General features: G+C 70.1%; 12 protein-coding genes. 6 read left to right on the forward strand and 6 right to left on the reverse strand.

Annotation, left to right across the window (positions count from 1 at the left end; all coding sequences use genetic code 11):
- The first annotated feature begins 190 nt into the window (after nucleotides 1-190).
- The gene (locus Pmi06nite_RS01300; protein WP_203950895.1) at nucleotides 191-1,099 is read left to right on the forward strand and encodes a bifunctional helix-turn-helix transcriptional regulator/GNAT family N-acetyltransferase; all 909 of its coding nucleotides are present in this window, start codon (nucleotides 191-193) and stop codon (nucleotides 1,097-1,099) included.
- 229 nt (nucleotides 1,100-1,328) lie between these two features.
- Here the strand turns inward: Pmi06nite_RS01300 and Pmi06nite_RS01305 are convergent, their stop codons facing one another.
- Nucleotides 1,329-2,540, reverse strand: a complete 1,212-nt coding sequence (locus Pmi06nite_RS01305; protein ID WP_239113449.1) for an alkaline phosphatase PhoX — start codon at nucleotides 2,538-2,540, stop codon at nucleotides 1,329-1,331.
- Nucleotides 2,541-3,088: 548 nt separating this feature from the next.
- Here Pmi06nite_RS01305 and Pmi06nite_RS01310 point away from each other — a divergent pair.
- From Pmi06nite_RS01310 to mmuM, 3 genes are all read left to right on the forward strand, one after another.
- Nucleotides 3,089-3,958, forward strand: coding sequence for a MerR family transcriptional regulator (locus tag Pmi06nite_RS01310; protein WP_203950897.1), 870 nt, complete (start codon nucleotides 3,089-3,091; stop codon nucleotides 3,956-3,958).
- Nucleotides 3,955-6,534, forward strand: coding sequence for a VIT domain-containing protein (locus Pmi06nite_RS01315; RefSeq protein ID WP_203950898.1), 2,580 nt, complete (start codon nucleotides 3,955-3,957; stop codon nucleotides 6,532-6,534). The genes Pmi06nite_RS01310 and Pmi06nite_RS01315 overlap by 4 nt, the downstream gene beginning before the upstream one ends.
- A gap of 463 nt (nucleotides 6,535-6,997) precedes the next feature.
- Nucleotides 6,998-7,852 carry a homocysteine S-methyltransferase gene (gene mmuM, locus Pmi06nite_RS01320; protein ID WP_203950899.1) on the forward strand — a complete coding sequence of 285 codons (855 nt, stop codon included), beginning with the start codon at nucleotides 6,998-7,000 and terminating at the stop codon, nucleotides 7,850-7,852.
- A gap of 83 nt (nucleotides 7,853-7,935) precedes the next feature.
- Here mmuM and Pmi06nite_RS01325 read toward each other — a convergent pair whose 3' ends face one another.
- Both Pmi06nite_RS01325 and Pmi06nite_RS01330 read right to left on the reverse strand, forming a co-directional pair.
- A complete protein-coding gene (locus Pmi06nite_RS01325) occupies nucleotides 7,936-9,474 on the reverse strand; it encodes an MDR family MFS transporter (RefSeq protein WP_203950900.1) in 1,539 nt (512 codons plus the stop codon).
- A 69-nt stretch (nucleotides 9,475-9,543) separates the two neighbouring features.
- On the reverse strand, nucleotides 9,544-10,242 hold the full coding sequence (locus Pmi06nite_RS01330; RefSeq protein WP_203950901.1) for a lysophospholipid acyltransferase family protein: 699 nt from the start codon (nucleotides 10,240-10,242) through the stop codon (nucleotides 9,544-9,546).
- 126 nt (nucleotides 10,243-10,368) lie between these two features.
- Between Pmi06nite_RS01330 and Pmi06nite_RS01335 the strand changes: the two genes are divergently transcribed.
- Both Pmi06nite_RS01335 and Pmi06nite_RS01340 read left to right on the forward strand, forming a co-directional pair.
- A complete protein-coding gene (locus Pmi06nite_RS01335) occupies nucleotides 10,369-11,133 on the forward strand; it encodes an alpha/beta hydrolase (RefSeq protein WP_203950902.1) in 765 nt (254 codons plus the stop codon).
- A 12-nt stretch (nucleotides 11,134-11,145) separates the two neighbouring features.
- The gene (locus tag Pmi06nite_RS01340) at nucleotides 11,146-11,610 is read left to right on the forward strand and encodes a hypothetical protein (protein ID WP_203950903.1); all 465 of its coding nucleotides are present in this window, start codon (nucleotides 11,146-11,148) and stop codon (nucleotides 11,608-11,610) included.
- 27 nt (nucleotides 11,611-11,637) lie between these two features.
- Here Pmi06nite_RS01340 and Pmi06nite_RS01345 read toward each other — a convergent pair whose 3' ends face one another.
- The 3 genes from Pmi06nite_RS01345 to Pmi06nite_RS01355 all read right to left on the reverse strand — a co-directional run bounded on the left by Pmi06nite_RS01345 (nucleotide 11,638) and on the right by Pmi06nite_RS01355 (nucleotide 14,579).
- Nucleotides 11,638-12,816, reverse strand: coding sequence for a beta propeller repeat protein (locus Pmi06nite_RS01345; RefSeq protein WP_203950904.1), 1,179 nt, complete (start codon nucleotides 12,814-12,816; stop codon nucleotides 11,638-11,640).
- 103 nt (nucleotides 12,817-12,919) lie between these two features.
- Entirely contained in the window at nucleotides 12,920-13,609 is a 690-nt protein-coding gene (locus tag Pmi06nite_RS01350; protein ID WP_203950905.1) for an endonuclease/exonuclease/phosphatase family protein, read from the reverse strand.
- Between the two features lie 28 nt (nucleotides 13,610-13,637).
- Nucleotides 13,638-14,579, reverse strand: coding sequence for an ROK family glucokinase (locus Pmi06nite_RS01355; protein WP_203950906.1), 942 nt, complete (start codon nucleotides 14,577-14,579; stop codon nucleotides 13,638-13,640).
- Between the last annotated feature and the right edge of the window lie 82 nt (nucleotides 14,580-14,661).

Below are 14,661 nucleotides of genomic sequence, written 5' to 3' on the forward strand. Positions count from 1 at the left end.
GTCTAGACCATCAGTGAGGCTACGCGACGGAACCGGCCCCAACAACACAGGGCACGCCCAGGTGAACCACCATTCGAAACCGACAGGTGGGCCACCAGGGGATTCCCAGTCTCCCACTCCCACACGCACTTCACGTACGACTCGCGTTCCAATACGATTGACTGAGTCAACGAGTTAGTTGAGGTGGGCAATGGATATGGTGGCCGAGGTCCGGGCGTTCAATCGTTTCTATACAGAGGTGATCGGCGTCCTCCAGGCGGGACTTCTGAACACCCCCTATTCCCTGACCGAGGCCCGGGTGCTCTTCGAACTGGGAACCCGGGACGCCGCCGAGGCATCCGTTCTCCGCGACCTGCTCGATCTCGATCCCGGCTACCTCAGCCGGATCCTCACGCGGTTCGAGGCCGATGGGCTGATCTTCCGTGAGCGGTCCTCCGAGGACGGCCGCCGCCAGGTCGTGCGGCTCACGGACGCCGGCGCTCAGGCGTACGGCATGCTCGACGACCGCTCGGCCACCGAGGTGCGGGCCATGCTCGCCGCGCTGACCGACGAGGGCCGCCGCCGGCTGGTCGCGAGCATGACGACGATCCGGAGCCTGCTGGACGCCGACGACAGGCGCGAGCCGTACGTCATCAGACCGCCGCGGCCGGGAGACCTCGGCTGGGTGGTGCACCGGCACGGCGTCGTCTACAGCCAGGAATACGGCTGGGGAACGGGCTTCGAGGCCCTCGTCGCCCGGATCCTCGCCGACTACGCCGACAGCCATGACCCGCGGCGCGAGGCCGGGTGGATCGCGGAGGTCGACGGCGTGCCTGCCGGCTGCGTGTTCTGCATGCGGAAGGACGACGAGACGGCACAACTCCGCCTGTTGCTGGTCGAGCCGTCCGCGCGCGGGATGGGGGTGGGCAGGCGGCTCGTCGAGGAGTGCCTGGCGTTCGCCCGGCACGCGCGTTACCGGCGGATCATGCTCTGGACCAGGGAGAACCTGACGGGCGCCCGCCGCATCTACAAGAGTGCGGGCTTCGTCCTCGCCGAGCGGCGCGACGGCGAGGAGTCCGGTGAAGCGGTCGTCGATGAGATCTGGACCCGCGATCTGTAATATTTCCTCTTTAATCGGCACCAGGGTGATCGCGCTGAGCGGGGCGCCCGGTCAGGTGATCTTCGATGAGAGTTCCGACCTGCCCTTCGGCGCGCACCCGCGGACAGGCCCCCGTTTCGCCGCCTTGCGGGAGCGACTGGCGGACGTCGTCAGATCGGCCGCCTCGGGCGGCACCGGCGTCGTCGCATCGTAAGGAGGGCGCGGCGTCGGCGGGCCTGGGCGACCGCTTTCAGCCGCGGAAGGGACCCGACACCTCGTAGGTGATCCCGCCCGCGCCCTCCCCGCCCCACTGGGAGGAGAAGTACAGCCTGGTCCCGTCGGGGGAGAAGGCCGGCCCCGTGATCTGGGACCCCTCGTGACCCTCGACGCGGAGGAAGGGCTCGGCGACGCCGCCGGGACTGATGACCGTGATCTCCATGACGCCCTCGTCCTCGGCGACGTAGGAGTCCCCCGACCTCACCACCGTGTCGCGCTCCGGACCGCTTGTGTCGCCGCCCGGCGCGGTGTCGCGGATCTCCGGCCCGTACGGCTCCGCGCACCCGTCGTAGAGAACCGTGATCCGGTCGTTGGCGGCGTCATAGGCCCACATGCGACTGTCGCCCCGGGTCGTGAAATAGCAGAAACCCTCCGAATAGTGACAGTCCTCGCCGCCGTTGAAGCGTCTCGCGCCGACGACCTGCTCACGGACGGGCTCGAACATCGCCACAGGATTCGGCACGCGCTTCCAGGTCACGGCCTCTCGGTCCGGAGACCCGGCCATCACCTCGAGTGTGCCGGTCGTGAGATCGCCCCAGTCATCCGGCCGGAACCGGTAGAAGCACCCGTCGGGCTCGTCCTCGGTGAGATAGACGACTCCCCTGTCGGGGTCACATGTGGCCCCCTCGTGCCTGAACTGTCCCATGGCCAGGCGTGGCATCGCGGCGCGCTGCCCGTACGGGTCGCACTCGAAGAGCCGGCCGTGCGAGGTCGTCTCGCCCGACAGCCACGTCTGCCACGGCGTCGCCCCGCCCGCGCCGTTCAGGTCGGTTCCGGACAGGATCCGGTAGCCGCTGCCGATCGTCCCGTCCGGTTCGAACCGTATGGCCGAAACCCCGCCGAGCAGCGGCACGGCCGAGTTGGAGACGTAGATCCATCCGTCTCCGTCCGGGAAACACCCACCGCCGTCGGGCGCGGCATGCCATGTGACGCCGCCGACGCGGTGGCCGGACCGGCCGACGACCCTGCCGGTGAAGCCCCGGGCGAGCGCGAGGCCGTTGGCGTCCGGTGGACAGAGGTCGCCGTACGGCGCCGCCCGCTCGTCGGGGACGGCCTCAGGTGTCGTGCTCCCAGATCCCGGGCGCGCGGCCCGTGGCGCCAGGGGAGCCGTCGCCGTACACGCCGAGCGCCAGAGCGAACCCGACAGGACGGCCAGGGCCCTGGATCGGACGAACGTACGGCTCACCGTGATCCCTCCTCCATCTGCGCGTTTCATCTGCGTATGCGTCTGTGATCTGCGAACCCGGGAAAGAGGGCGTCGCCGGCGTCGAGCATCTGGATGTGCGCCTTTCCGGAGGTGCTCTTCTCCGGATCCGCGGGTCGCGTGTGCGTCGCCTGCACACCCGCGGGCCGCTCCGCCGGGTCACGCCGTCTGTGGTCAGACGGCGTGGCGCTGTCGGCGGTCCGACGTCGTGATGCGACGTCCTGATGCGACGTTGTGCGCGCGCCCTTGTGATGTGACGTTGTGCTGTGACCTGGTGCCTGCCGCCGGGGGCGTGAAGCCGCACGTGCGGTGGCCCCGTCCTCGGGTGTCGGCGCGCGATGCGCCGGCTCTTCGTCCACTATCGCGCCTTCCAGCAGGTCAAGCGGCCTCAACCTCGGTCCAGTGGACCGGAAGGCGGTGAACGCGACGGGAAGCCACGTCCTTCCGGCGGCCAAACTTTGCGCTAACCATGGCGGTTGGGGTGGTGAACGATATTGACAGTGTCATTGTGACAGTGTCATCCTGAGGCCATGCGAGAGACCTGGACCATCAGCGAGCTGGCGGAGCGGGCGGCGAGCCTGCTCGACTCGGCCGGCCCTGTCAACGGCCGGGTCCGCGAGGTGCCCAACGAGCGCCTCATCCGGTGGTACACGACGATCGGCCTGCTCGATCCGCCCCTCGCCCGCCGGGGCAGGGTCGCCCTCTACGGGCGGCGTCACCTGCTCCAGCTCGTCGCCGTCAAGCGCCGGCAGGCGGACGGGCTGTCGATCGCCGCCATCCAGACCGAGCTGACCGGCGCGACCGACGCCATGCTCCTGCAGGCGGCTCGCCTTTCCGGCCTGCCGGACGTCTCGGGACCACCGGACGTCGACGCGCCCGCGGAGGGTTCCACGAACCACTCCGGCGTCACGGTCGCCGGCGCGGACGACCCGGACGTGACCGGGCGCGAGCGGTTCTGGACGCGGCCGGCGTCCGCTCCCCCGGCCCTCCCCGTTCGAACTCCACCACCCGCTCCCGCGCCTGCGGGCGCGGCGCTGTCCGCACCCGCCTCCGACTCCCCCGCCGTGCCGCCGCCCGCACCCGCCGCTCCGACGCCGCGACGGGGTCCGGCGCCGGACCAGAGCGTGGTCTTCGGAGGCGCGGCCGAACCGCTCATGACCGGCGCCGACGTGGTCCGCCACACGTCGGACCACGTGGTCTCGTTCGAACCGGCGCCCGCCGACGTCGTCTACGGCGTGCGGCTCGCGCCAGGCGTGACCGTGACGCTGGACGCCGCGGGCCGGCCGGTCACCTCCGCCGAGGCGCGGGCACTGCGCCAGGCCGCAGAACCACTGCTGTCCATGCTGGCCAGACTCGGGCTCACGGACCGGTCCGACCACCCTGAAGGGATGACGCCATGACCGTTCCCATCACGCCGCTGAGGCCAGAGGAATGCCGTCCCGCTCCGGACGCCGGGCTGGGAGCGCTCGAAACAGGAAAGGGGAACCTGCCGCTCGAGAGCCTCGACGTCGCGGCGCACATCACCGGACTCGTGGCCGGAGTCGAGGTGGTCCAAGGATTCCGCAACCCGTTCGACGTGTCGCTCGAGGCGACGTACGTCTTCCCGCTGCCGCCGAGAGCCGCCGTCACCGCGTTCCGGATGGAGGCCGACGACCGGGTGATCGAGGGCGTGCTCAAGGAGCGCGGCCAGGCGCGTGCGGACTACGACCGCGCCATGGCGGAGGGCAGGCGGGCGGCCATCGCGGAGGAGGACCGTCCCGACGTCTTCACCATCCGGGTGGGCAACATCGTGCCCGGCGAGCACGTCAAGGTACGGCTCAGCCTCAGTCAGCCGCTCCCCTACGAGGACGGCGCGGCCGAGTTCCGCTTCCCTCTGGTGGTGGCCCCCCGGTACATCCCCGGCGCCCCCCTGGGGGGACCGCCGGCGGGCGCGGGCGTGGTCCCGGACACCGACGCCGTGCCCGACGCGTCGCGGATCACCCCTCCCGTCCTGCTCCCCGGGTTCCCCGATCCCGTACGGCTGTCGCTGACGGCGACCATCGACGGGGCGGGTCTCGACCTGCGGGAGATCCGGTCCAGCCTGCACGAGGTCTCCCAAGAGGGTGACACGATCAGCCTCCGGCCCGGCGAGCGTCTCGACCGGGACTTCATCCTCCGGCTTCCGTTCGAGGCCTCGGCGTCACTGGCCCTGGCTCCGGACGACCACGCCGCCGAATCCGGCGGTGAAGGGACGTTCACGCTCAGCGTGATCCCGCCGTCAGACACCGTTGCCGCATCGGCCGCACGCGACGTGGTGCTCCTTCTCGACCGATCGGGCAGCATGACCGGGTGGAAGATGGTCGCCGCCCGGCGGGCCGCCGCCCGGATCGTCGACACGCTCACCACACGTGACCGGTTCGCCGTCCTGTCCTTCGACTCGGTGATCGAGCGCGCCTTCCCTGACGGGCTCGTCGAGGCCACCGACCGCAACCGCTATCGGGCGGTGGAGCATCTCGCGAGGCTGGACGCACGGGGCGGCACCGAGATCCTCGCCCCCATGGAGGAGGCGCTTCGCCTGCTCTCCGAGTCCGCCGAGGGCGGCCCCATCACGGCGTCCGGCTACCACGCCTCGGCCGCGGCCGAGCGCGACGGAGAACCGGCCGGGCCCGGCGAGGCGGCGGCCGACGGTGCCCGAGACCGCGTGCTCGTGCTCGTCACCGACGGGCAGGTGGGCAACGAGGACCAGATCCTGGAACGGACCGCGGCACGGCTCAGCGGCATCCGGGTCCACACGGTCGGCATCGACCAGGCGGTCAACGCCGGCTTCCTCGGCAGGCTGGCCCTGCTCGGATCGGGCCGATGCGAGTTGGTCGAGTCGGAGGATCGCCTCGACGAGGCGATGGAGCACATCCACCGCAGGATCGGGTCGCCTCTCGTGACCGACATCGCGGTGAAGCCGGAAGGACTCGACATCATCGCGGAGACCGTCACCCACGTGGGCAGCCTCTACCCGGGCGTGCCGCTCTCCGTCTCCGGGCGCTACCGGGGAGCGCCGTCCGGAGCCGTGGCCGTACGCGGGCTCACCTCTGACGGCAGGCCGTGGGAGACGGGTGTCACCGGCCAGGCCGTGCAGGACACCGCCGCGCGTTCCCTGTGGGCGCGGGCGTTCCTGAGGCGCCTGGAGGACCGCTATCTGTCCGGCGACCGTTCACTCGAGCAGCAGATCATCGACACATCGCTCACGTTCGGCGTGCTCTGCAGGTTCACCGCCTTCGTCGCCGTGGACACGCGGGTCGTCGCCGAGGGCGGGCCGGAACACCGCGTGATCCAGCCTGTCGAGATGCCCAGCGGCTGGGACGCGCCCGTCGCCGCCGCACCGCTGATGGCGGCCGGTGCTCCGATGGCGAAGATGGCCGCCTTCAGCACGACCGAGTCCATCGCCTGGACGGCTGACGAGGCCCTTCGTCTGCCCGAGAGCGGAGCATTCCCGCCGCCTTCCGGTGCGTACACCGACACTGCGGTAGCCGGCGCACCGCGCGGGATCGTCCCGCCGGCCGTTCCCCGGAGCCCCGGCGGACGCGGCTTCTCCGTGGGTGCGCGCATGCCGCATCCGCGCGGGAGAGCCCCGGAGACCGACCTCGACGGTGTACGCCCGCTGCTGTCGGAGGAGCTTGTCCGGCTCCGTTCGGCGGAGTCCCTGCCGGAGCAGGACAGACGGCGCTACCTCGCGGATCTGGCCAGCCGTCTCAGGGTGATCGACCAGATGGTCGGCGGTCAGCCGGACCTGGCCGCCCTGGCCGCACAGCTCGAAACCGCCGAGAGGGCGTCGGCGGACCTGGACGCGCTCTGGCACCGAGCCGTCGACGTCCTGACCGCGATCACGACGGGTTCCGGCTCAGCTGAGCCTGAATCGACGCCCCCTGGATCGCACGGGTCCGCGTCCCAGGGGCCTGAGCAGCAAGGGACGCGCCGCAGAGACTTCTGGAAGCGCGGCTGAAGCCCGGCTGGACTCCATGGCTGATCTGCGGGTGATCCTCAGGCGATCGAAGCCTTCGAGCCCGGGCACTTCACCGGGCCCGTCATCAGGCGATTCTTCGGACGATTTACCGGGCGAAGAATCGGGGAGCTGCTCCGAACCGGGCACCGGGCGGGCCGACGCCCGGTGCCCGGCACCCACCGGTCAGCCGGGATCCGCCAGACAGATCACTGGGGATCCGGCAAGCCCGATCGACGTCAGATCGGGCAGACCGGTCGCTTGGGGATCCGGAGGGCGGATCAGCTCGGTTCTGGTAGGCGGATGACATCGGATGGTGGGGTGGGAACGGGTCGCCGAGGCTCCCGCACACCTCCTGTGTCGGGTCGATCATCACGTCCGCCTGCGGGGACGCGTGAACGACGGCGTAGTACGCGGTTAATGAGCCCTTTAAGCCCCATGCACGGAGAACGCATAGGGTTGCTGAGTGAGTTCCCTGGTTCTCGACGGCGGCCTTGCCACTCATCTGGAGGCCCTCGGCTGCGATCTGAGCGATGAGTTGTGGTCGGCGAAGTTGCTGATGGAGGATCCCGACGTGATCCGCCGGGCACATCTCGACTACTTCATGGCCGGTGCCGACGTGGCGACGACCGCCAGTTATCAGGCCAGCATTGCGGGGTTCGTCCGGCATGGCCTGACCCCTGACCAGGCCCGTGACCTCATCAGGCTGTCGGTGACGCTGGCCGCGCAGGCCCGGGATGCCGCTGGACATGGCCTGGTCGCCGCCAGCGTGGGACCGTACGGCGCGTACCTGGCCAACGGCGCCGAGTACACCGGAGACTACGACCTGGACGAAGGCGGCCTCCTCGACTGGCACCGGGATCGGTTCGAAATCCTCGCCACGTCAGGCGCCGACGTGCTGGCCTGCGAGACCATTCCCTCATTCGACGAGGCCCGGGCCCTGGCGACGCTGCTGCGCGAGACGCCGTCCGTGCAGGCGTGGGTGAGCTTCTCCTGCCGCGACGGCGAACACATCAATGACGGAACGGCCTTCAAGGACTCCGCCGCGTTGTTCGAGGACCTGCCCAATGTGACCGCCGTCGGCGTGAACTGCACCGCGCCACGGTTCATCCCCAGTCTAATCCGCCAGGGGGCGACGGTCGTCTACCCCAACTCCGGCGAGACGTGGGACGCCGCGGCGCAGCGCTGGACAGGTCTCACCGACCCCGTCGAGTACGGCGAGGCCGCGGCGGAATGGCGCGCGCTGGGTGCCACGCACATCGGCGGTTGCTGCCGGACCACCCCAGCGCATATCCGCGAGATCAGGTCACACCTCGCCTGAAGGCCGAAAGCCCCATGGCCGGAAAGCGGACCGGCCCGCTCAACGGACCGGCCCGACAGTGGATCGGCCCGGAAGGGAGCCCGTCAGCCGCCGATGGCGACGGGCTCGTCCCCACGGCTCGCCAGCGGGATCTCCTTGAGGAAGAACCCCACCACCAGCGCGAAGACCACGAACGGGATGCTCACCAGGAACACATCGTCGATCGCGCTTGTGAACGCCACCAGCACGTGCTCCTTGACGGGGGGCGGCAACTGCTGGATGGCCTGGACGTTGTTGGAGTCCACCCCTCCCGCGGGAGCACGCCCGCCGAACTCTACGGCGAGGTAGTGCGTGAGCCGGGTCGTGAGGACCGCGCCCATGATCGCGGTCCCGATGGCCGCGCCCATCATCCGGAAGAACGTGGTCGAACTGGTCGCGGTGCCCATGTCCGCGCGGTCGACGGCGTTCTGGACCGCGGTGACGATCGTCTGCATGGTGAAGCCGAGGCCCGCGCCGAACAGGTAGGCGTAGATCGCGACCTGCCAGTACGGCGTGCCCACGCGGATGGTGGACAACAACGCCAGCGCCACGATGAGCACGATCGCCCCGATGATCGGGAAGATCTTGTAGCGGCCCGTCCTGGACATCAGCTGCCCCGAGGTCATCGCCGTGGAGAAGATGCCGAAGACGGCCGGCAGCAACGCCAGCCCCGATCTGGTGGGCGACATGCCCTGGACGGCCTGCAGGTAGACCGGCAGGAAGATCAGCCCGCCGAACATGGCGAGACCGGCGAGGAAGGTGTAGGCGTTGCCCACGCTGTAGATCCCGTTGCGGAACAGGCGCATGGGGATGATCGGCTCGGCCGCCCGCAACTCGACGAGCACGAACAGCGCCGCGAGCGCGACGAACCCCGCGATGAGCGCGAGCGACCCCGGCGCCGTCCAGCCGAACTCGTTGCCCGCCCAGTCGAGGTAGAGCAACAGGCAGGAGACGCCTGCGACGATGATCGAGGCGCCCAAGTAGTCGATCTTGTGGGGGCGGCGCACCACAGGGATCTTCAGCGCGACCGAGGTCACGATCAGTGAGATCACGCCGACCGGCAGGTTGATCCAGAAGATCCACCGCCAGCCGGGCCCGTCGGTGAAGAAGCCGCCGAGCAGGGGCCCCGCGACGCTCGACGTCCCGAACACCGCGCCGAAGTATCCCTGGTAGCGGCCGCGCTCCCGGGGCGGGATGACGTCGCCGATGATGCTGAACGCCAGCGCCATCAGCCCGCCGCCGCCCAGCCCCTGGATCGCGCGGAACGTGATGAGCTGGCCGATGTTCTGGCTCAGCCCGGCCAGCGCCGAGCCGACGAGGAAGATGCCGATGGCCGCCTGGAAGATGACGCGCCTGCCGTACAGGTCGGAGATCTTGCCCCAGAGCGGAGTCGCGGCGGTCGAGGTCAGCAGGTAGGCCGTGACGACCCAGGAAAGCTTGTCCAGCCCCCCGAGCTCGGAGACGATGCGCGGCAGGGCCGTGCCGACGATGCTCTGGTCGAGCGCGGCGAGCAACATTCCGGCCGCCACACCGGTGAGCACGATCATGATCTGCCGGTGCGGAAGGTATCCGGAGACCGTTTCCTGTTCCTCGCGAACGCTCATGCGGCTTTCCGTTCTGGGGTACGAGGGGTGACCTAGGTCACGCTACTCCCTCACCCTGACGGTTTTCCGCTAGGAATTCTCCCGTGCGGCCCGCAACATCTCGACCTTGGCACTCGTGGCGTACTTGTCGACGTACTCCTGCGCGCCCAACTCCATGAGGGCGTACATGATCTCGTCGGTGACCGCCCGGAGGACGAGACGGTCGTTCTCCATGCCGTAATAACGGGAGAAGTCCAGGGGCTTGCCGTACCGCACGCCGGGACGGATGCCGAGCTTGGGCAGGGGATGGCCCGGCGGCATCATCTCGAACGTGTTGACCATCGCCCAGGGGATCACGGGGGCGCGGGACTCCAGCGCGAGCCGCGCCACCCCGGTCTTGCCCTTGTACAGCCGGCCGTCCGGTGAGCGGGTGCCCTCGGGGTAGATGCCGAGGACCTGCTCGTCCTTCAGGATGCGAAGACCCGTGCGCAGCGCGGCCTCGCTGGCCTTGCCGCCCGACCGGTCGATCGGAACGGTGCCGACGCCGGAGAAGAACAACCGGCTGAACATGCCCTTGAGGCCCCGGCCGGTGAAGTATTCGGCCTTCCCGAGCGAGATGACCTTACGCGGCAGCGGCAGCGCACCGAAGAAGTGGTCGGCGAACGACAGATGGTTGCCCGCGAGGATGACCGGGCCCTCCTTGGGCACGTTGTCCACACCTTCCGCCCACGGGCGGAACATGAAGTGGAGGATCGGCCAGAGGATGGCCTTCAACACCCAGTAGAACACTCAGGCACCTCCTCGGTCGGACGTGAAGTCATCTTCGCACGGCTCGCCCTCTCGCACTAACGACGACTTACATGCGACTATCGGGCGAAACAGCCGGGTTTTCGGCCCTGCTACGCGGAGGTATCCATGCCAGTGCTCCCGGGCGCGGAGCCGTACCACCACGACGGCGGGGCGGTCGGCGTCCTGCTGTGTCACGGGTTCACCGGGTCCCCTCAGTCGCTGCGCCCGTGGGGTGAGCATCTCGCGCGCGCCGGTCTCACCGTTTCGCTCCCCCGGCTGCCCGGTCACGGCACCACGTGGCAGGAGATGAGCAGAACCCGGTGGGAGGACTGGTACGCCTCGCTGGACAAGGCCCTCGCGGACCTGCGTGGACGCTGCTCCGAGACCTTCGTCATGGGATTGTCGCTCGGCGGCTGCATGGCGCTGCGCCTGGCCGAGATCCACGGCGCAGCCGTCCAGGGGGCGGTGGTGGTGAACCCGTCCATCGTGAACGACACCCCCATACTGCGGCTCGCTCCGGCGCTGAAGTGGGTGCTGCCGTCGGTGCCCGGCGTCGCGGGTGACATCAAGATGGACGGTGTGACCGAACTCGGCTACGCCAGAACTCCCGTCAGGGCGGCCGCGACGCTTCCGCGGCTGTGGAAGCTCGTCCAGACCGACCTCGACAAGATCACCCAGCCGGTGCTGGTCTTCCACAGCCAGGATGACCATGTGGTCAAACCCGCGAGTACGGCGTTCCTCAGAGCCAGGATGGGGGACAACCTTGAGATCAGAGAACTTCTCGACAGCTATCACGTCGCCACCCTCGACAACGACGCAACCGCGATCTTCGAGGGTAGCCTCGACTTCATCCGCTCTCACGCCTCTGTACCCTTGACGAAGGACTTGTGACCCGGGATCGAAGTGACGCCGCAAAGTGACGAGGACGAGGTCTGGCGTCAGATCGTCGCCTCATTCAATGAAAAGGCCGAGGACGCCTCGGCCGATCAGCCATGGCCTGACCGCGAGAACGTCGCCGTCGAGGCCGGCCCTGAGGACGACGACGCGCGCGAGCCCGTGGACGAGCCTCAGGACGAGGCCGAGGACGAGCCGGAAGGCTCCGTGGAGCAGGCCGACGACGAGGGTCACTACGTGCCTCCGCCTCCGCCGCCGCTCCCTCATGGCGACGCCCTCAGCAGGCTCGCCTGGGTGGCGCTGTTCGGCGGACCGGCCTACCTGTTACTCGCCGCCCTGATGACCTGGCCCATGGAGGGCTGGATCGTTTTCACCGCCGTGGCCGCGTTCATCGGCGGGTTCGTGACGCTGGTGGTCCGCATGGGCGACGGCCCGCCTCCCGACTCCGGCTGGGACGACGGCGCCGTCATCTGAGCCGACGCCCTCGGCTGAGGGCGCGGGTCACCCGGCGGTGGACCCCTCCTGGCCCTCCGGGGGCCCGAACCGCTCGATGAGATCGGTGTAGTGGTCGTCGGCGTCGAGCACGTGGCCGACCGCCATGGTGAGACCCGCGACGTGGGTGACGGCCTGGAGCCGTACCGTCCGGCTCTCCGCCGCCGCGCGGCCCCGTAGGGTCGTCCACTTGGATCCGTCGTATCGCAGCAGGAATCCCTCGGCCCCATGGGCCGGGTCGTATCCCGACACCCAGTAGGTGCCGTCGCCGTCGCCGGTCACGCCGTACAACTCGGCCTGCTTCTCCGGGGGGTCGTTCCGGGTCCAGTGCTTCCCGTCCCATCGCAGAACCAACGGGGCGATCCTGCCGCTGCTCCGGAAGACGCCGCCGACGGCGATCGCGTGCTTGCGGTCGTCCACGTAAACGTCCCGGAGGAAGCCGCCCTTGATGGAGGGCAGGTGCACGCTCTTCCAGCCGGTGCCGGACAACCGCATGATCAACGGCTGCTTCCCGTCGTCTCCCACAGCCCATCCGTCGGACTTGCCGGAGACCGCCACGCCGTACAGGACGCCTTGCGGACCCAGCGCCGTGGTCCACGTCGCGCCCTTGGCCGACCCGCTGGTCACGGCCATGAAGGTCCGGTCGTCCCTGCTGCCCACCGCGACGACCCTGCCGGTCGAGGCCGTCACACCGCCCAGCCAGTCTCCCGTCCGGAACTGCGGCACGGTGACCCGGTCGAACCCGTCGCTCGAACCCTTCACCACGTACGGCAGGCCGTCGTGGCCTTCGCCGACCGCCCAGACCTCGTCGCTCGAGGACACCGCGACCGAGCGCAGGTGGCCCGCTCCCGTCGTGTCCCCCTTGATCCCCACTTCGGTCCACGAGGTGCCGTTCCAGTGCGTGATCACACCGCGGTTCATCCAGATGTCCCAGACGCTCTGCTGGCCGACGGCCCAGATGTCGCTGGAGGACGATCCGGCCACGTCGGACAGCGATCCGTCGGGGCGCAACCTGGCCGATGAGGCGCCCTGGGCGACCTCCGGCTCAGCCGTCGTCCGGTCCGCCTTCTGGCGGCCCGGGTCTGCGTGCGCGTGGGCCACCGATGTGGCGCGCAGGAGATAGCCGGCCATGAGTCCGACGAACAGCACACACATCGGCACCGCACGCCGTACCGGGCGGCGGGTCATGAATTGATCGTACGGGGGCCGGGGAGCGCGTCGGCCAAGAGGTCACGATTCCGCACCCCAAGCGATGCGGGGTCGCGACCTGCGCGGAGTTTCTCCGGACGTGCTAGGCCGGTGCGATGTCGGCGACCACGGGCAGGTGGTCACTGGCGTCACGCAGGTCCTGACGTGCGGCCTCCGCGCCGCCGCAGGCGAGGACGGCCAGGCCCGGATCCGCGAAGATCGCGTCGATGCGCATGGTGGGGTTCCGCGCCGGAAACGTCCGGCCCTCCCCTCTTGGCGACCTGGCGTGGGCGTCGATGTACCGGTCCGCCAGGTACGTCCACACCGGCTCGCCGGGACGCTCGTTCACGTCCACGGCCAGCACGGCGCTCGCTCCCGACGTCCGCGCCGCGGCGTCCAGGATCTCGACGATCTGCGCGGCGTGCCTGAGCCTGGCCCGGGGGACGAGGTCGAGGTGGGCCGAGCCGACGGCGAACCGGACGCCCTGCTTCTCGACGACCGCGAGGGCCAGCGCCCGCCACTCCAGGCCGGGGATCCAGCGCAGCCGGTCCCCCCGCCCCCGGACGACCCGCACATCGGGGCCGGCGAGGATGGACACCCCTCCGACCCGGCCGCCCGCGGCGACGGTCATCCCGGTGTCGTGGGCCAGTGCCTCCCGCCTGCGCCTCCAGGCGGGTCCCCGTGGAGCCTCCTGCAGGCACAACACGTCGGGCCTGACCGCCCGGACGACACGGACCAGCGCGTCGCGGTCGTCACGCAGCGAGCGGATGTTGTAGGCGGCGACTCTCAACACGTCGGATGCCGGCGGGCCCGGGCGGAGGTCAGCGCTGCCTCGCCAGGTCCGCGGCGCCGACCAGCCCCGCCGAGGGGCCGAGTTCGGCCACCCGGATCTCGGCGAGGGGACGGTGCCCGCGGCCGGTCAGCCGTTCGGCGTAGGCCACGCGGACCTTGTCCATGAACAGGTCGGCGGCGGCGGAGACGCCCCCGCCGATGATGTACCGCCCGGGGTCGAGGATCGCGGCCAGGTCGGCCAGCCCCTGCGCGAGCCATTCCGCGAGCGAGTCGAACGCGTCCAGGGCCGCCCGATCGCCCTTCCTGGCCGCCTCCGTCACGTGCTCGCCCCGCAGGACGTCGACGGAACCGGCCAGCTCGAGCAGGTGGACGGCCGACGAGGGGTCGGCCTCCGCGCTCGCCCGGGCGTCGATGAGCAGGGAGCTCCCGCTGGCGTACTTCTCCCAGCAACCGCGGTGGCCGCAGCCGCAGGGCCGGCCGTCGGGGATCACCTGCATGTGCCCCCACTCGGCGCCCATTCCCCAGCGCCCCCGGTAGAGCTCACCGCCGAACACGGCGCCGCCGCCGATGCCGGTGCCGACCGTCACGCAGACCACGTGGGTCTCGCCGCGGCCGGCGCCGAAGCGGTATTCGCCCCAGGCCATGGCGTTGGCGTCGTTCTCGACCACCACGGGCAGGCCGACGAGCTCGCTGACCTTCTTCTGCAGCGGCTCCTCGCGCCAGGCGAGGTTGGGCGCGAACCTCACGTTCGACCGCGTCTCGTCCACGAACCCGGCGGCGCCCACGCCGACGGCCTCGACCTCGTGCCGTCCGGCCAGTTCCGACACCGCGTCGGCGATCGTCACGGCGACCTTCTCCGGGTTGTCCGCCGGAGTGTGCCTGAGGCTCCGCTCGAGGATCCGCCCGTCGTCGTCCACGACTCCAGAAGCGATCTTGGTGCCGCCTACGTCCACGCCGATGGTCAGCGCCATGGTGTCTTCCTCTCGCCCTCAGGCGTCCGGCTCACGGCGCGGACCGGCACGGGCCTTGGAGACACCATGCGGCCCGCGCGAG

The organism is Planotetraspora mira, from assembly GCF_016863275.1.
GTDB classification, from domain to species: Bacteria; Actinomycetota; Actinomycetes; order Streptosporangiales; family Streptosporangiaceae; genus Planotetraspora; species Planotetraspora mira.